The organism is Paenibacillus spiritus (assembly GCF_008710135.1).
GTDB classification, from domain to species: domain Bacteria; phylum Bacillota; class Bacilli; order Paenibacillales; family Paenibacillaceae; genus Paenibacillus_AQ; species Paenibacillus_AQ glufosinatiresistens.
This window is the reverse complement of the sequence record NZ_VYKK01000017.1, coordinates 65,955-82,203: the sequence shown is the minus strand read 5'-3', so window position 1 is coordinate 82,203 and position 16,249 is coordinate 65,955. Positions and strand designations below refer to the sequence as shown.

The window sequence follows — 16,249 nt, the reverse complement described above, 5'->3', positions numbered from 1 at the left end:
GCGTCTCCCGCCCGCTGTCCGGCAAGCGCCCGGCTCCGCCTCATCGGCGGGACCGGGCGCCCTGTGCTTCCATGCAGGCCTCTTTCCCTTTCTCTTACGCCTTAGGCATTCTCGACAAAATCCCAGCTCAATACCGAAAGGTCCTTCGCATAGCCCAACCTGTCCAACTCCGCCCGCACCTCCGGAATGCGGTCGCCCGGCACAATGACCGCTGCCACATCGCCGGGTCCGAAGCGGAAGTCGCCCAGATGCCGCCATTCCCGTTCCCGGTAGAAGCTCTCCGCGTCACGAACGGCATAATCCGTCATCTTCACAAAGTTCATCAGGAAATGGTCGGCCGATGCGGCCATCCGGCCGGCAAATTCGCGGTTGCTGCGCGAAATATACATCACCGGCATAAAGGACTCATGAATGACCGGGGCCCGGAATCCGATGGCCACCCGTCCGTAATATTGGGAATGGCCCGGCAGATCCTTGAACGGCACGTCTGTGACCGAGCAGAATGGAGCGGTCTCCTTCTCGCCGTACAGCAACTCCGTACAGGAAGCGATCAGCTTCCGCGTTCCCAGAATCCGCAGCAGAATTTGGGCGGCCTCCCGGTCATCCAGAGGCGGGCGCAGCTTGACAATATCCAGCGGACGCTCGACCAAATGCCAATCGACCTGCGGCGAACCGGTAAAATGCCAATAGATGTTGGAATAATATCGCTGCATTTCGCTCTCCTCCCGCAGGGTTCTCCCCTACAGGAAATTACCCCGGGCTCTTTCTTCCGACGCCAAAAAGGGCTGTCCGGCATCCCGGGCAGCCTGACACCGGGAGGGCGGCTGTCCGTCTTCCGGTAAGACTATTCTTCTGAATCCACGTTGTGGTATACCTGCTGTACGTCTTCCAGATCCTCCAGCACATCGATCAGCTTCTCGAACTGCGGAACGGATTCCGCCGGCAGTTCAATGTAATTCTGCGGCAGCATGGTAAGCTCGGCTACCGTGAATTCCGTTACGCCCGCAGATTTGAAAGCTTCCTGCACGGCTCCGAACTGCTCCGGATCGGCATAGATAATAACGGAGTCTTCTTCTTCAATAATGTCGCGCGCATCGACGTCGTTCTCCATCAGGATCTCCAGCGCTTCCTCCGCACTCTTGCCGGTGAAGCCGATAACCGCCGTGGAGTCGAACATGTAGCTGACGGAACCGCTGACGCCGAGGTTGCCGCCGTTCTTCGTGAACGCCGCGCGCACTTCAGCCGCCGTCCGGTTGACGTTATTGGTCAGAGCATCGACGATAATCATCGAGCCGTTCGGACCGAATCCTTCATAGCGCAGTTCGTCGTAGACCTCGTCGGAGTTGCCTCTTGCCTTCTCCAGCGCGCGGTCAATGATCGCCTTCGGCACATTGTAGGTCTTGGCCCGTTCCAGCACCACCTTCAGCGCCCGGTTGGATTCGGGATCCGGCTCCCCCTGCTTGGCAACGACATAGATCTCACGGCCGAAACGGGCATAGATTCGGCTCGTATTGGCGTCCTTCGACGCTTTCTTCTCTTTGATATTATTCCACTTACGGCCCATACTTTATCGCTCTCTTTCATGATTTGGATATGCGCTAGTCCCCCTTATTATAGCTCGTTCGGAGCCCACGGACAAATGAAAACCATTTTAGCCCTTCCCGCCTTTCTGCGGCTTTCTGTCCAGACCCGCCGCTATTCCCAGCGGCAGGCAGGCCGCGGCCATCGCTGCCCGCGTGCAGTCTACCCACACCGGCTTGGCCTCAAGGCCGAACTGGGTAGCCCACAGAACGGCTGCGATCAGCGAAGCAGCCAGCACCAGAGTGCCCGAACCGGCCCGCTGGTGCAGATACAGCGGCAGCAGCGACAGAAGTCCGATGCACAGCGAGCTAAGCATCAACCGGCCAAAGAAGGCGCCGGTGAAGAATCCTTGCAGAGAGACCGCCGAACCCGCCAGCCGGTAGACCGGTTCAAAGATCAGCAGCAGTCCATCCAGCAGCAAAGTCGAGAGCAGGGTTCCCAGCAGCCCCATGGCCGGTGCGCGCCAGATTCTTGTGCCCGTATGCCGTTTCCCTGCGGCATCGGCCACACGGGCCGTCCAGCCGGTGAGAACGATGCAGCCCGGCCAGATAATGGAATTGTTAATTTCCCTGAGCGCCTCTCCCATCGACCCGAAACGCGGCTGTCCCCGCCCCTCCAGCCCCAGCAGATAGAGCAGGAGGAGCACCGCAGCATTGAAGAGAAAGAAAGCTGCGGCCACTTGCTCCGCAGCGCCCGGGCCGATCACGGCTCCGGCTTCAGGGGCAGCGGCAGCTGGCCTTGTGAACTCTGCCGCATCCTCTCCCCGGTTCTTCTCCTTATCCTGTTCAGCCGGCAGCCCATCCACTTCAGCGAACACAGCCGATTCCCCTCCTTCTCGCTCCCGTTCCGGCCTCAAACAGACAGCAGCCAGGATCGACAGTCGATCCTGGCTGCTGCTGCAGTCCGCTTGGTACTGCTCAACCCGCTTGCGGGCGATCAGCTCGGCCATTCACCTTTAGCGGTCTTGACAATCTTCGATACGGTCGACCGGGGGGAGTCGCCGAACATCAGATTAAGCTTCTCGAACACCTGGGGAGAAACATTCGTCTGCACATCCGCAAGCTGGAGAGTACCACCCTTCATACCTTGTACCATTTGCCACAGATTCTGAGACATCTCTTTCATCCTCCTTTTATCGGATAGCTAGATTATAAGACGAACTCCGAGCGCCGCCATGAGTATATTGTGCAATCTATCGGCCCTCCAACTCTCTGCACAAATTACTCTTCTGCGCCGACTGGAAGCAACGCTACAATATCAGGCAGAGGCGGCGCCGCCGTCCGTTAATTCAAGGAGGTTCTGACCCGTATGATTATGATTGATCTGGATCTTATGATGTTCAAGAGAAGAATCGAACTGCCCGAGCTGGCGCAATTGACCGGGATTGCCCCGGCCAGCCTGGCGGGATTGTGCAGGGGAAGCCATCCCTCCATCCGGCTGGATCTGCTCGACAGACTGTGCGAGACTCTCCAGTGCTCGCCGGCCGATCTGCTCGTCCGGATCGAGGAAGCTCCCCGTGTCCGGCTGCACTGAGCGGCCGGCTCGGGCCCTCCGCCCGGCAGCGCAGATCTTCCTATTTGACGAACTTCACCTTCACAATCCCCATCTCGATGCCGCGCATAATGGCGGCCACCGTTGAATTGACATTGAACTTCTCATTAATGGTCTGCAGATGGTTATTGACCGTCCGCCGGCTGATGTAGAGCCGGTCCGCCACTTCCTGCTGGCGCAGCCCCTCCGCCATGAGCTGGAGCACCTCCTTTTCCCGGTTGGTCAGCGGCTGGGTATCGGAGTCGTACTTCGGAAAGATCAGCCCGCCCCGGGCCACGAACTGGATATGCTCCACGAGCTCATGAATTGAAATATTCTTGTTGATGAACCCCCGCGTTCCCATCTGAATCGCCTGGTTATGGTATTCGATCAAGTCGTAGCCCGACAGGAAAATAATCTTCTGCTCCGGATACCGTTCCAGCACCTTCCGCGCCATCTCCAGTCCGTTGTAATCCCCCATATGTATATCCATCAGCACAATGTCCGGCCGGCCAGCGGCCAGAATGTCCATCATCTTCTCCGGCGAAGTATGCGTCTCGAAGCGCTCCACCATGCCCCGCATAGAAATTTCCAGGCTCTTGGCAAACAGCTTGTGGTCGTCAAACAGCATAATGTGCATAATCCTTGTCCGCCTCCTTCAACGGAATTTTGATTTGGGCATGGGTGCCGCAGTCGCCGCCGCTGCGGATGGAGAATTCGCCCCGAAGCACGCTGACCTCCTGCCGGATGGACAGCAGGCCGATATGCAGGCCCCGGCCGCTCTCCATGCCGTCTTCGCAGTCCTCCGAATCAAATCCCTTGCCGTTATCGGTGACATCCGCGATCAGAAGGTCCCGGTCGGTCGCATAGAGCGAGACGACAATCTCGCTGGCGTCGGCATGCTTGACCGCATTGGTCAGCAGTTCCTTAATCATGCGGAACAAGGCGTACGCCAGTTCTCCCCCGGGATCGAGACCGGGCTCCGCGTCCAGACGAATCTGCAGGCCGGGCCGGTGTACGGCCTCGCGTTTCATTTTGCCGCACAGAATGCCCAAGCTCTCCACGAGTCCAAGGTCGGCCAGCGTCGTCGGATAAATATCGAACATCCGGTCCCGGATCGAAGCGTTCAGCTCGCCGAGCGTGTCCAGCATCAGCTCCCGCACATCCGACTGCCGGGTATGGAGCACCTCCGTCATATTGCGCAGAGCCAGAATGGGCTGAAGCACATCGTCGTGCAGATAGAGGGCAATGCTTTTGCGGATATCCTCCTCCTTCTGCTTCATGGTCACGTTGACATAATCCTCCTGGCGGATGGTCGGAACCAGGATGCGCCGCTGCCGCCCCCGGTGCAGAATCTCCGTTGTCTTCAGAATTTCGCAGATGGTGTCGGCCATGACGAGAATCGTATTGACTTCATCGGGCGTGAATTTGTCGCCGCCGCGTTTGTGCCCTGCAATCAGCCATCCGTGCACCTCATTCCGGTACTTCAGCGGGAAGGAATAATACGATTGCGTTCCGTAGGCAAAATAGCCGATGCTCTCCTGAAGCTGCCGGGTATCGTATTTGCGAAGCGAGAACGGCTCGAACACGCCGCTCTGCTCCAGGACATAGCTGCGCCCGTCCTCCTTCCAGATAATCAGCGTTCCGTCCAGAGCGATCGTCCGGTCGATCAGCTGGCGGATCAGATTGCTCAGCGTGGACAGGTACTGATCGTAGGTTACTTTTTGCAGAATGTCCTGGCGTTCCTTCTCCATCTTCTCCCGGGCCTGATTCACCATATTCAGATGGCGGGTCGCCAGACGACGCTGGTATAGCAGACAGGAGTAGAAGAGAATGGTCCCTGCATAGAGAAGCAGCAAGGTCTGGAACAGGGTGATGCCCAGCAGGCAGCTGCTGAACAGCACGAGCAGGGCAGCCCCCGTGAGCACGAATGCCGTCAGCTTCAGCAGATACATGTAGTTGAGATGGGTGCGGAGCGGCCGGCTCCGCTTCATCAAGATGCAGCCCGCCGCTGCGGGAACGAGAATAAGCGCGTAGATCGTATTGAACTTGACCGAATCGGTCAGAAAGTGGCGAAGAAACGTATAGGCCGTAATAAAAGGCAGCAGCGCGCCCCAGATCGAGACATTGAGCACCGTCCGTTCCCAGTTCAGCACCCGGCGCTGTCTCGCCCTGTAGTAGACCGACAGCCGGATACAGCTTGCGGCCATGACCAGCAGATGCAGGAACAGCATATAGGCAAGCTCCGCCCGGAAGCTCAGCAGCGCGGCGGCCGTCGCCAGCGCCGAGCCGAGCAATAGACGGTTCCATTTGCGGTAGGGGGCCTTCCGGGGAAGCTCCGTGAAGTGGACGAAGAACATGAACAGAGCGTTCGGCGCAAGGCTCATCAGTACCCGCCCCACGGCATAATAGCCCCGGGAAGGCCCGTTCAGCAGCAGCAGAATCCAGGCGGCCATATACATGCAGACGATGAACCATCCGGCCGCCGGCATCTTCGACGTATTCAGATAGACGAACGTGCCCAGCCCGATCAGCAGGGTGATGAACAGCAGATCATCTCCGTACCCCTGCGGACTGCCGTCCTTGAACAGGACCACAGTCAGCATCAGCAGAATGGAGTGGGCCGGAATCAGGCCCTTCCAGACGGAACGGCTCATTCGGGACCCAGACCCAGATAGTCCAGCAGACGGGCGTTCCGCTCCTGCTCCTCGGGGAAACGCGTGCGGAGCAGCTCCGCACATCTCTCCTTGTGCATCTCGCGGATAATGGCGCAGTATTCCAGCGCGCCGCTGGCGGCCAGGCGCTCCCGGGCGGCTTCCTGCGGGACGTCTCCGGCCGCGCAGCCGCGCAGGAGCCGCGCCGTCTCCGCTCTTCCGTACTCCTCCGGCATATCCAGCGCCTTGATCAGCGGCAGCGTCGGTCGCAGACGCGCAAGATCGCTCTTGCCCTCGCTGAAGACTCCGTGCAGATCGTTCAGCAGCTGGGTCGCCGCGGCGGCCGAATCGCAGAACGCTTCCCAGAATTCGCGCCGGCCGGGGTCGGCAAGGAAGGCGACGATTTTGAAGAAAGCGGCGGATTTGGGCAGAATTTCGGTCATATAGCGTTCTTCATCCATGCCGTCGAATGCCGTCCGGCTGACGTCGATCCATTCTCCGTGGAGCGCCTCCTGCAAATAGGCGTACAGCCGATCGGGCTCCTCCGATACCCGGTTCAGCCGCCGCAGGCAATCCACCAGCAGATCGGTGAACAGAAAGACCGCCCCCGATTCGCCGATTGCGTCCGCCAGCGCCGGGTTATCTCCGTCCGCCAGATCATCCAGTATCTTCGAGGACAGACAGAGCAGCTCAACCGATACCGCAATCTCCTCCGTCTCTGCCCCGCAGAGCCTGTCCGCATAACCGGCGAGAAGAAGATACAGCCCGCCCCAGCTGAACCGGTTCAGCCTCAGCGGCAGATTCAGCGCCTCCAGCACAGTTGCGCCGCCGTCCCTTCCATACTTGTCCAGCAGAGTTCTGCGGCGGATGGCTCCTACCATATCCTCAATTCCGGCAGCCCGATTCATTTCCATTCCCCTTTGCCTGGTATAGGTTTTGATGCTCTAAATTGTAAAATAAATAGAAATTTTTGTAAATGACATTTTTCTCCCTGCAGGGTCCGGGATATGCCAAAAAAGCCGCCTCTCCTTTTGGAGAGACGGCTCCGCTCAATGCTTCAGATGACTTGATGCCGGGCCCACCGCCGGCTGAGGAACCGGCGCAGGAAGATCGTACCGCGAATGGCCCATTCGCATTCCATGGCGACCCAGATGCCGATGATGCCGAAACCGAAGACGATGCCGAGCAGATAACCCAGAACAACGCGGAACAGCCACATCGACAGCATGGCGACCAGCGAGGTGAACTTGGCATCTCCGGCCGCGCGCAGCGCCGCCGGCGTGATGAAGCTGATCGACCAGAGCGGCACCTGAATGATCGTATTCATGAGCACAATGATCCAGATGTCGTCCACGATGGCCGCCGGCGGGTGGAACAGCGAGATCAGGGGATGGAAGAACGGGAGCACCAGCAGCCCCATAAGCGCAAAGGACAGAGACGACAGCTTGAGGAACGTCTTGATGAACTTGCTCGCGTCGTCGATGTTGCGGCTGCCCATGCATTGGCCGACGACGGTCACAATCGTCAGCGAGAGGGCATTGGCCGGAATCTGCATGACGAGCGCGATGGAGCCGGATATGGCGTTCGTCGCAATGGCGTAAGTGCCCAGGCTGACGACGAAGGTCTGGGTCAGGATTTTGCCGCCGTTAAAAAACATCTGTTCCGCCGCAAACGGCATCCCGATCGACAGAATTCGCTTGACCATATCCAGCTTCACCGCCAGGAGATCCTTCAGCTTGAGTCGAAGGCTGGTGTCGAGCCGGAACAGGTAGTAGACTGCGCAGGCCGCGCCGAGGTAACGGGCTATATTGATAGCCAGCGTCATGCCCAGCACACCCATCCGGAATCCGTTGATGAACAGCACGTTCAGCAGCACATAGGCAATATTCATGATGAGGGACAGCCACAGGGAGGCTCGGGTCCGGCCGATGCCCCTCAGCGCGCCGCAGACCGCTTCCACGACGGCGATGCCGAGGTAGGAAATGCAGCTTCCGATCAGATAGAGCCGGGCGTTCGCCATGACTTCCGGTTCGGCAGCGCCGAACAGTAGCCGCAGCAGCGGAGACGACAGCGCAATTCCGGCAAGGCCCGTGGCCAGCGCCAGCAGCGAGACCGAGGAGACCGTACCGGCCGTCGCCCGGGAGACCATCGCGTCGTTGCCGCTTCCTTTGTACTGGGCTACGACAACGGTGCCGCCGGTAGAGACGGCGATGAAGACGCTGATCAGGAAAATATTCAGCGAGTCAATCATATTGACCGCGCTGACCGCCGCCACTCCCGCCGAACTGATCATCGCCGTGTTGGCCACGTTCAGCCCGACCACAAAGATCTGGTCGACCAGAATCGGCAGGAACAGCGCCGCTATGGTCCTGTAGTCCATCGTCTCTCCCGTCAGACTCCGCGCCAGCCTCCCCGGCTGCCGCGCCGTCTTCCCTCTGCTCCCAAGCTGTGGTTCCATCTCTGCATTCACTTCGCTTTGGTCGGATTTGGACAATCAATAAATATAAAAAGAAAGGCCCTCCGGGCTAAGCGCCGGAGGGCTGGACTGCGATATTCAAATCAAGATGCGGTCGAGAGGACTCGAACCTCCACGGGGGGTTAGCCCACACGGACCTGAACCGTGCGCGTCTGCCAATTCCGCCACGACCGCATAACTATAAGGGGCAGTCACAAGGGATAATATATCATGGATAGGAGTCAGGCGCAAGCCTTATTTTGAAACGGGATTACCGGTTCCCCGTCGGGGAAACATTTGTTCCGATAGATGTTGACGACCAGGGAAATATTGTATATAGTTGGGTCAAACCATAGCTGAAAGCAGGGAAGCACCCTGCGGACAGGCCATTGCGCCTTGTTCCGCAGGGTGCTTCTTGCCGTCTGCCGGCGAAGACTGCTTCGGCTTCCGGTACATATTCATAGAAATGAGGATCGAATTCCATGCCAACCCCTGACCCTTGTGTGTACCGCCGTTCTTCCCGTCTGCTTGCCCGCCTGCTCGTTCTGTGTCTGGCCGCCGCTCTCCTGGTCCTGCCTCCGTCCGGCTCCGCAGAAGCCTCAGGGGCGGAGTCTGCCGCCGATTTCAGCACAGCGCTGGCCCGCATGGACGGACTGTATGACGGGTATGGCGCTCTGGAGGCGGCGATTAAGCTCGAGAAGGCGGAGATTCGCGATCTCCGTGCGTCCAATGACCTTCGGCAGCAGCGCATCACCGCCGCCGTCAAGCTCATTGACAAGGCCGTCATCGACAAGCTGTCCGCAGCGGCCGCCGGCACATCGGCCGGCTATGCTCCCCTGCTCCAGCAGTATGCCGACCTCGGCAAGCGGGCGACCGCCGCCCGCGGGGCCAAGGACAAGAAGAGCGCCGATCTGCTGGACTTGCAGCGGAACCGGATGAAGCCGGCCGTAACCGCCGCCCGCCAGGAGATTGCGGGTGCCAAAGCGGCGCTGGCGGAAGCGAAGAAGACGGCGGCGGCCAAAGCCGCCGCCGTCCGGGAAGCGCTGGCTCCGGTTGCGGCTCTCCGCAAGCAGATTACGGCGGAGAACGGGAAGATCGCGTCAGCCAACAAGACCCGAACCGCCGCCGGCAAGCGTTATCGCTCGGCCGTCAAGGCAGGGCTTGCCATGACGGCTGCAACCGAGATGGCGATCATGTACAGAGAACTCGGCCGGATTCATGCCTGCTGGCAGAACATGTACGGCTGGGAGAAACAGATCAGCGGCGTCCTCGCCGCGGCAGAGGCCAAGCTTCCAAAATAATGGCCCGACAGGCGGGATGAGGCGTCCGTCCGCTCTCTCCGTTCCCTTTAGGATCAGGACACGGGATTGAATTCAATCGTCTCGATGTGAAGGCCCGGCTTGACGAACTCCAGCTTCATTTCGTACACGCCGGCCTCCAGCCGGACCTTGACCTGCTTCAGCCTGATCCGGCGGCCGCCGGTTCCGTTGGTCTGTATCGTCGTTACCGGCTCGCCGCCCAGCGTTACATTGCAGGCGCTCTGCGCCAGATGATCGCCTTCGGACATTACGGTGGCGAACATCCGGTACTCGCCGGAGCGGCGCACGGCCACCCGGGTAACTCCCGAAGGGTTCGGCGTGATCGCGCCGCCCTCTTCGGGCAGTTCCGCCGCGCCTTCCGGCGAGAGGCCGGAATCGCCGGAGAACGATTGGACGGTCTCCCACGTTCCCTGCTCTCTGAAGAAGACCGGAGCCTGCATGATGAAGCCGCAGATATTGGCGGCGCAGCGCTGAAGCTCGCCCCGGGTCAGACGCCCGTCACCGAGCGCCTCCAGCGTATTGTCGCCGCTTGCGTTCACTTCGGCGCCGTAGTTGCTCACGACCATGTACAGATCATTCTGGGCGCGGACCATCGCGGCCGTGTTCTTGGGGTCGGCCGTCCCGCCTTCGACAGGATCATTCATCTGGGCCCACCAGTCGGTCATCACAATGCCCTGGAATCCCCATTCGCCGCGCAGAATGGTCGTATTCAGGTCATAGTTGGAGGCCGACCAGTGACCGTTGACCGGATTATAAGCGGTCATAATGCTCTTGGCTCCGCCTTCGACAACGGCGATCTGGAAGCCCTTCAGGTAGATCTCGCGCAGGGCTCGCTCGGAGACGACGGCGTCGACCTTGCTGCGGTATTTCTCCTGACTGTTGCAGGCGAAATGCTTCAGCGTGGCATTCGATCCTCCGCGCCGGATGCCGCGGGTGCAGGCTGCTGCGAAGATACCGGTAACCAGCGGATCTTCCGAGAAATACTCAAAGTTCCGGCCGTTGAGCGGGCTCCGGCGGATGTTCAGGCCCGGCCCGAGCAGGGTGTCAATGCCGTTGCGAAGCAGCTCCTGGCCCTCCAGCACATACAGCTCCTCCACGAGAGCCGGGTTCCATGTTGCCGCCAGCAGCGTTCCGATCGCTACCTGCGTCGCCTTATGGCCGCTGTCCATCCGAATGCCGGAAGGGCCGTCCGCCGTGCAGGCAACCGGAATACCGAAGCCGGCCAGCGCGTCGCTGACGCCGCCGAAGGCGGAAGCGGTGCCCGGAGTGACCAGCGGGCTGCTCATTCCTTCGCCGCGGACGATGGCGGCCAGGTCCTCATCATCCAGCTGGGCGATGAAGGACTCCATACGGATTCGCCCTTCCTGAACATTCCGGAGCGTATAGCCGAGATCGCCGGTCTGCTTCAGCTCGCCCGGCAGGTTCTGCTCTATCCGTTCGGCCATGGAGATCCGGCGGGTCGGGACCTCTGTCCACTGCGGCTCATAGGTTCCGTCATTCTTGCGGGCTCCCGGCTTCAGCCGCCGGAAGCTCTGCGTCGGAGCTCCCGCTTCCTGCAGCTGTTCGACCAGCGTGAGCTCGGGCACGAGGTAGCCTTCCCGGCCTTCTACCCGGATCTTCGCCGCCCTGCGGACACTGCTTCCGACATGCAGGACGTAAGTGCCCGCCTCCAGCACATAGGCCGAGCGGTGGCCCGTAACGCCTTCATCGTCATAGGCAGCCATGCGGTGAACCGGGAAGCTCAACGTAACGGTCTCGCTCTCGCCCGGCTTCAGCAGCCCCGTCTTCGCAAAGGCTGCCAGCGCCTTGGCCGGCCGGCCAAGCAGCCCCTGCGGCGCTTCATAATAGACTTGGACGACTTCCTGTCCGGCATAGGCGGTTCCGGTATTGGTAACGACAGCCTCCAGGTTAAGAACAGACCCGCCTTTATCAGAGGACAACCGGGCTTCGCCGGGAGCAATGGAGAAGGTCGTGTAAGACAAGCCGAACCCGAACTCGAACTGCACCCGGTCAGGGCAGAAGGTCTCGAAATAACGGTATCCGACATAAATGTCTTCCTGATACAGGTTGGCGAATTCATTGCCGTGGTTGCGCGTCGACGGATAATCGCCGATCGAACGGGCAATCGTATCGGTCAACTTGCCGCTCGGCGTCACCTCTCCGGACAGAACGTCGGCGATGGCGTTGCCGCCCTCCATGCCGCCGTGCCAAGCATAAATGACACTGGCGATCGGATGAACATAATCTCCGTCGTTCAGCCAGCTCATATCGATGATGTTGGAGACATTGAGGACGACTACCGTCTGCTCGAAATGAGCCGTAACCCGCTCCAGCATCGCCTTCTCTTCTTCGGTCAGCCGATAGCTTCCGGGTTCATCGGCATTATCCTGGTCTTCTCCGGCCGTCCGTCCAATGACGATGACCGCCTTGTCCGAACGGCTTCTCGCACCGGCCACCAGTTCATCGGTCAGCGGCATTTCCCGCTGGTGCCACGGCTCGGCGGCCCAGCCTCCGCCGCCGTTGTCGAACGGATTCTCTGCAATCCACTGCTCATAGACCGCAGCCAGTTCCTCATCGACGGCGAGGCCGGATTTGGACCGGAGCCCGCCCAGCAGATGGGTGGTGTACGCGACATGCACGCTGCCGCCCGAGCCGGTACCGCTGCGGTAGTAATCAATTTGGGTACGGCCAAATATAGAAACGCGTTCTCCCTTGCGGAGCGGAAGCGTCTGTTCGTCATTCTTCAACAGCACGGCGCCCTCTGAAGCCGACCGGCGGCTGAATTCGGCGAAGCCCTCCAGGGGGACTCCCAGTTGCGTAATCTTCATTGTTCCTCTTCCTCCTGTCTGTCCGTTGATTCTTCTGCATATCGGTTCCCGTGACCGGGTTGTTGGGTTGTGAACGCGCGTTTAAAACCCTTCATCCGCTCTATCTTACTATATAAATAGCGCTTTCACAAAGGGTAAATGCTTGAAGCGGATTTCTGCCTTCTGCCGAGCGAACTGCGGTATCGGCTTGGCTGCCGGGCGCCGGGCCTCCCTCTCTTGCGGACACTGCTGCTTCTAGTATGAGAGAAAGATTAATACCGGTCCCGTCCGTCTGTGTACGCCGCGCCGCACAGAAAAAGGCGGACCCAAGGTCCGCCTAGTCAGTCAGGCCGTTCTCCGCCGTAGCGGACTTCGTTGTACCGGTCGATAATCCGCCGGACTTCCCGGTCTTCCAGTTCCGTGAAGCGCTTCTCCGGTGAAGCGATATCGGCTCCGTTCTCCAGCGGGGTCCGGCTTGGCCGGTAGCCGAAGCCGCGCTTCACCGCTCCGCGCAGCAGCCGCCGGTACGCGGCCCTCGGGTCCTCGTCCGCAGAGCGCGCGGAGATCCCCAGCCGCAGCCAGCGGCGCCGTGCCGGCGCTGCGGCGCGCTCGATCTTCTCAACCTCGTCGATATACCCGCCTTCGGCCTCCGGCGCTCTGCGCCCTTCGCGCAGACGCCGCAGCAGCCGGCCGAGACGGCGAAGCCCGTACCGCACCCGTTCAGGCAGCCAGCGGCGCACCAGCCGGTACAGCAGCACAAGCAGCGCAACCGCCGTTGCCGTCGCCAGCAGACCGAGCAGAATATAGCCGGCAATACGCAGCCATTCCGGCGTGCCGGCGGCGGCATCCTCGCCCTTGGTGAAGCCCGGCATCGCCTGCGGCAGCACTTCGGCCGGCTTCTCTTCAGGGACAGGCGCGGCCGGCTTCGGAAGCAGGCCGATCAGCCAGCGGGCCACCCTGCGCAGCAGAGGACCGAGGCCCTGCCAGCCGGCTGAGGCGGCGACAAGGAGCAGCAGGAGCCCGGTCATCCGCCGGTTGACCGTCTCAATCCGGCCGGCCGGCGCCGCCTCGCCTTCGACGTTCAGCGCAGCGGCGCGGATGCGGTACCGGTTCCAGCGCAGCAGCAGCAGGAACAGGGCCGTCATGCCCGCGCCGTACAGCAGCGGGGCATAGGGAGTCAGCCCCGCCGGCTTGGAAGCGGCGATGGCCGCATACATCAGGGCCGCCGCGGCGACCCCGACGGCCGGTACCTGCGGCAGCAGGCGGGCCCAGCCCCGCTGCCGGCCGATCAACAGGCCGCGCAGCGCAGCGGCCAGCAGGGCGGCCCCGCCCGCAAGCGCGGCGGGGCGAAGGCCGTACGCGGCGACGGCCATCGCCGCCGCGGCCAGCAGCAGCGCCAGGGCCGCAGGCAGCGCCCGGCCGCTGCGGATCTGCCGGGCGCCCGCAGCCTGGCCGCCCAGGTGCAGCAGGCCGATCCCCAGCAGGAGGATCGGCGGGGAAGCATGCAGCGCGTAGACGGCGTACAGCAGCGCTGCCGGGAACAAGCCCGCCGTCTCCAGGAGGGCGACGGCGGCCATTGCCCGCAGCTCGCGGCTGCGGGCACGCCCGGTCTCCCGGGCGGCTGCCGCCCCGGGAGACGGCTCCGGGCGGGAGTCCGCTTCCTTCCGTCCGCCGCTTAATGCCGCCTGCGGCTTGGCTTTATCGTTCATCGCGCGCGCCTCCTCCCCATAGCGGTTCGCCGACTACCGTAACGCGGTGCCCCCGCTCTTCCAATGACCGGATGGCATCCGCAATCCGGTTCGAGACATGGGCGGTGACGAGCAGATAATCGAGCGGCTCCCGCTCTTCTTCCGCCGCTTCGCGCGCCAGAAATTCATAGAACGGCTCCCGGGCCTTAAGGTCGGTCCCGGCCATCGCCTCCAGGAGCAGCACGAGATGCGGAAGCCCGTGACCCGGCGCCACCCGCCCTTCCGGCCGGCCGGCGGCCTCCGAGACGCAGGCGTTATGGGCGTAGCCGGCAGCCATGCCCTGATGGATCAGCCGGGCGGCCACCGTCGCCGCGCAGGACAGCGCAGCCTCCAGCCGCGCGGGCTCCGTAACGACGCTCCACATCGCCTCCGATTCCTCGATATTCAGGCAGATCATGGCCCGGGGATCGGCGGAATGGCCGTTGCGGCGCACTTGAAGCCCGCCGCTACGGGCGCTGGCTTTCCAGTGAATGCGGTTCAGAGGGTCGCCGGGCGCGTACTCGCGGATGCCGCTCCATTGGAAAGGATCTTCGACAATCCAGCGCCGCACAGCCAGTTCTCCCTGCCAGGTCCGCCACGACAGCGGCAGCTCCTCCTCTTCCAGAAGCCTCGGATAGACCACCAGCCGCTGGTTCAGCGGAATCTGGCGCGCCGGCGTATAGACCCCGAACAGATCGCTGCCGGTCATGGTCACCGATTCGATCCGGTAGATTCCCCAGCCTTCGCACTCCACTTGGTACGTGCGGGTAATCCGGGTCTTCGGAGGCAGCGTGAACAGGCTGGCATGGTTCTGGTAGATGCTGCCCTTGCTGATGGCCGTCTCCCTACTCCGGGCAAAAGTCAGCGAAGCCGGAAGCAGCGCCTCCAGCCGGAGCCAGGGAACCGGGAGCACCTTAAGGTTCGCAATGGTCTCCACCATCTCGATCCTTTCCCCGGCATGGCAAGCCTCCGTGCTGAACCGGCGGGTATAACCGAGCTTCGACAGCGACCTTCGGCCGAGCAGCCAGCCCTGCAGAGTCATCGCAATCATGCAGGCGATGAGAAGCCAGATCAGCGCCATCAGCGAACGCCGCCTTCCACGCCTTCCTCGCTTGGAACCGGAACCTTCGCGGCGATGTCCAGCAGCAGCCGCTCCGCCGTCTGTTCCTGAACGCCATAGCGGCGCTTCGGAACGAGGCGATGGGCGCATACCGGGACAAGCAATTGCTTGATATCGTCCGGCAGCACAAAAGAGCGGCCCCGCAGCGCTGCCAGCGCCTTGGAGGCCCGGAGCAGCACCTGGGTTCCGCGCGGGCTGACGCCGAGCGCCGTCTCCGGATGCTCTCGGGTCGCCTCGGCCAGCGCCACGATATAGCCGAGCAGGTCGCCGCTTACGCGGACCTCTTCGCAGAGCCGCTGCGCTTCCAGCACTTCGGCTGCGGAAGCGACCGGAGCAATGACCGAGGTTCCTCCCCCTTCTCCGAGCGTCCGCTTCAGAATCTCTACGCCTTCGCCGGCGGTCGGATAACCGAGCCGCATCTTGATCATGAACCGGTCCATCTGCGCTTCCGGCAGCGGAAAGGTTCCCTGGTTGTCGATGGGATTCTGGGTGGCCATGACGAGAAACGGCCGCTCCAGCGGCATGGTGATGCCTTCGACGCTGATCTGCCGCTCATCCATGCATTCCAGCAAGCTGGATTGCGTCCGCGGCGTCGCCCGGTTGATCTCGTCGGCCAGCACAATCTGGGTGAACAAGGGACCGGGGCGGAAATGAAACTCGCCGTCCTTCTGGTTATAGTAATGGCTTCCCGTCAGATCGGAAGGCAGTAGGTCGGGCGTGAATTGGATGCGCTGGAAGCCAAGGCTCAGCGAGGCCGCCAGGCTTTTGGCCAGCAGCGTCTTGCCGGTGCCGGGGACATCCTCCAGCAGCACATGTCCTCCGGCCAGGAGCGCTGTCAGAAGCAGCTCGGTCTCTTCCTCCTTGCCTACGATCACCTTGCCGATATTCGCCTGCAATCTCTGCGCCAATGCTATTACCTTGTCCATACCCGATCCCTCCGTATGCGCTCTCATTCGTTTATCTGCTTATTATAGTCCATTCCCGGTAAAGCGGCACAGACAAAAGAGACACCCTCTCCAGGGTGCCTCTCTGTTGCTCGCTGCCGGGGCAGATCCG

Annotated in this window: 14 protein-coding genes and 1 tRNA gene; 2 read left to right on the top strand and 13 right to left on the bottom strand. The window is 61.5% G+C overall.

From position 1 onward, the window contains the following. Window positions 1-101 precede the first annotated feature (101 nt). From F4V43_RS13410 to F4V43_RS13395, 4 genes are all read right to left on the bottom strand, one after another. Entirely contained in the window at window positions 102-713 is a 612-nt protein-coding gene (locus tag F4V43_RS13410) for an abortive infection system antitoxin AbiGi family protein (RefSeq protein WP_150458755.1), read from the bottom strand. Window positions 714-844: 131 nt separating this feature from the next. Then, window positions 845-1,564 carry a YebC/PmpR family DNA-binding transcriptional regulator gene (locus F4V43_RS13405; protein WP_150458754.1) on the bottom strand — a complete coding sequence of 240 codons (720 nt, stop codon included), beginning with the start codon at window positions 1,562-1,564 and terminating at the stop codon, window positions 845-847. A gap of 87 nt (window positions 1,565-1,651) precedes the next feature. Next, window positions 1,652-2,530 carry a hypothetical protein gene (locus tag F4V43_RS13400; protein ID WP_150458753.1) on the bottom strand — a complete coding sequence of 293 codons (879 nt, stop codon included), beginning with the start codon at window positions 2,528-2,530 and terminating at the stop codon, window positions 1,652-1,654. Beyond that, complete coding sequence (locus F4V43_RS13395; RefSeq protein WP_150458752.1) at window positions 2,518-2,697, bottom strand: hypothetical protein; 180 nt, start codon at window positions 2,695-2,697, stop codon at window positions 2,518-2,520. The genes F4V43_RS13400 and F4V43_RS13395 overlap by 13 nt, the downstream gene beginning before the upstream one ends. Before the next feature lie 192 nt (window positions 2,698-2,889). Here F4V43_RS13395 and F4V43_RS13390 point away from each other — a divergent pair, with 192 nt between their 5' ends. After that, window positions 2,890-3,114: a helix-turn-helix domain-containing protein gene (locus tag F4V43_RS13390; protein WP_150458751.1), complete on the top strand. Its 225-nt coding sequence runs from the start codon at window positions 2,890-2,892 to the stop codon at window positions 3,112-3,114. Between the two features lie 40 nt (window positions 3,115-3,154). Here F4V43_RS13390 and F4V43_RS13385 read toward each other — a convergent pair whose 3' ends face one another. The 5 genes from F4V43_RS13385 to F4V43_RS13365 form a co-directional block, all read right to left on the bottom strand. After that, window positions 3,155-3,751 carry a response regulator gene (locus F4V43_RS13385; RefSeq protein ID WP_150458750.1) on the bottom strand — a complete coding sequence of 199 codons (597 nt, stop codon included), beginning with the start codon at window positions 3,749-3,751 and terminating at the stop codon, window positions 3,155-3,157. Next, window positions 3,732-5,768 carry a sensor histidine kinase gene (locus tag F4V43_RS13380; RefSeq protein ID WP_191089577.1) on the bottom strand — a complete coding sequence of 679 codons (2,037 nt, stop codon included), beginning with the start codon at window positions 5,766-5,768 and terminating at the stop codon, window positions 3,732-3,734. Before F4V43_RS13380 ends, F4V43_RS13385 begins: the two co-directional genes overlap by 20 nt. Continuing rightward, the gene (locus F4V43_RS13375) at window positions 5,765-6,673 is read right to left on the bottom strand and encodes a hypothetical protein (protein WP_150458748.1); all 909 of its coding nucleotides are present in this window, start codon (window positions 6,671-6,673) and stop codon (window positions 5,765-5,767) included. The genes F4V43_RS13380 and F4V43_RS13375 overlap by 4 nt, the downstream gene beginning before the upstream one ends. A 149-nt stretch (window positions 6,674-6,822) precedes the next feature. Then, entirely contained in the window at window positions 6,823-8,223 is a 1,401-nt protein-coding gene (locus F4V43_RS13370; protein ID WP_150458747.1) for an MATE family efflux transporter, read from the bottom strand. A gap of 107 nt (window positions 8,224-8,330) precedes the next feature. Next, window positions 8,331-8,415 (bottom strand) — tRNA-Leu (locus tag F4V43_RS13365). Window positions 8,416-8,702: 287 nt separating this feature from the next. On the opposite strand from F4V43_RS13365, the gene F4V43_RS13360 reads away from it, so the two are divergent. Further along, window positions 8,703-9,521 (top strand): hypothetical protein, encoded by an 819-nt coding sequence (locus tag F4V43_RS13360; protein WP_150458746.1) that lies wholly within the window; start codon window positions 8,703-8,705, stop codon window positions 9,519-9,521. Between the two features lie 53 nt (window positions 9,522-9,574). On the opposite strand, the gene F4V43_RS13355 is transcribed toward F4V43_RS13360, so the two are convergent. The 4 genes from F4V43_RS13355 to F4V43_RS13340 form a co-directional block, all read right to left on the bottom strand. Further along, a complete protein-coding gene (locus F4V43_RS13355; protein ID WP_150458745.1) occupies window positions 9,575-12,367 on the bottom strand; it encodes a glycoside hydrolase family 3 protein in 2,793 nt (930 codons plus the stop codon). Between the two features lie 320 nt (window positions 12,368-12,687). After that, window positions 12,688-14,055, bottom strand: a complete 1,368-nt coding sequence (locus F4V43_RS13350; protein ID WP_150458744.1) for a DUF4129 domain-containing protein — start codon at window positions 14,053-14,055, stop codon at window positions 12,688-12,690. Continuing rightward, window positions 14,045-15,154 (bottom strand): DUF58 domain-containing protein, encoded by a 1,110-nt coding sequence (locus tag F4V43_RS13345; RefSeq protein ID WP_150458743.1) that lies wholly within the window; start codon window positions 15,152-15,154, stop codon window positions 14,045-14,047. The genes F4V43_RS13350 and F4V43_RS13345 overlap by 11 nt, the downstream gene beginning before the upstream one ends. After that, window positions 15,154-16,119 carry an AAA family ATPase gene (locus F4V43_RS13340; RefSeq protein ID WP_150458742.1) on the bottom strand — a complete coding sequence of 322 codons (966 nt, stop codon included), beginning with the start codon at window positions 16,117-16,119 and terminating at the stop codon, window positions 15,154-15,156. The genes F4V43_RS13345 and F4V43_RS13340 overlap by 1 nt, the downstream gene beginning before the upstream one ends. Between the last annotated feature and the right edge of the window lie 130 nt (window positions 16,120-16,249).

Excerpts from the sequence above, each read along its gene's own strand:
- F4V43_RS13375 (WP_150458748.1), bottom strand. The coding sequence starts at position 6,673 with ATGAATCGGGCTGCCGGAATTGAGGATATGGTAGGAGCCATCCGCCGC.
- F4V43_RS13360 (WP_150458746.1), top strand. The coding sequence starts at position 8,703 with ATGCCAACCCCTGACCCTTGTGTGTACCGCCGTTCTTCCCGTCTGCTT.
- F4V43_RS13395 (WP_150458752.1), bottom strand. The coding sequence starts at position 2,697 with ATGTCTCAGAATCTGTGGCAAATGGTACAAGGTATGAAGGGTGGTACT.
- F4V43_RS13340 (WP_150458742.1), bottom strand. The coding sequence starts at position 16,119 with ATGGACAAGGTAATAGCATTGGCGCAGAGATTGCAGGCGAATATCGGC.
- F4V43_RS13410 (WP_150458755.1), bottom strand. The coding sequence starts at position 713 with ATGCAGCGATATTATTCCAACATCTATTGGCATTTTACCGGTTCGCCG.
- F4V43_RS13370 (WP_150458747.1), bottom strand. The coding sequence starts at position 8,223 with ATGGAACCACAGCTTGGGAGCAGAGGGAAGACGGCGCGGCAGCCGGGG.
- F4V43_RS13345 (WP_150458743.1), bottom strand. The coding sequence starts at position 15,154 with ATGGCGCTGATCTGGCTTCTCATCGCCTGCATGATTGCGATGACTCTG.
- F4V43_RS13350 (WP_150458744.1), bottom strand. The coding sequence starts at position 14,055 with ATGAACGATAAAGCCAAGCCGCAGGCGGCATTAAGCGGCGGACGGAAG.
- F4V43_RS13355 (WP_150458745.1), bottom strand. The coding sequence starts at position 12,367 with ATGAAGATTACGCAACTGGGAGTCCCCCTGGAGGGCTTCGCCGAATTC.
- F4V43_RS13405 (WP_150458754.1), bottom strand. The coding sequence starts at position 1,564 with ATGGGCCGTAAGTGGAATAATATCAAAGAGAAGAAAGCGTCGAAGGAC.
- F4V43_RS13390 (WP_150458751.1), top strand. The coding sequence starts at position 2,890 with ATGATTATGATTGATCTGGATCTTATGATGTTCAAGAGAAGAATCGAA.
- F4V43_RS13380 (WP_191089577.1), bottom strand. The coding sequence starts at position 5,768 with ATGAGCCGTTCCGTCTGGAAGGGCCTGATTCCGGCCCACTCCATTCTG.
- F4V43_RS13400 (WP_150458753.1), bottom strand. The coding sequence starts at position 2,530 with ATGGCCGAGCTGATCGCCCGCAAGCGGGTTGAGCAGTACCAAGCGGAC.
- F4V43_RS13385 (WP_150458750.1), bottom strand. The coding sequence starts at position 3,751 with ATGCACATTATGCTGTTTGACGACCACAAGCTGTTTGCCAAGAGCCTG.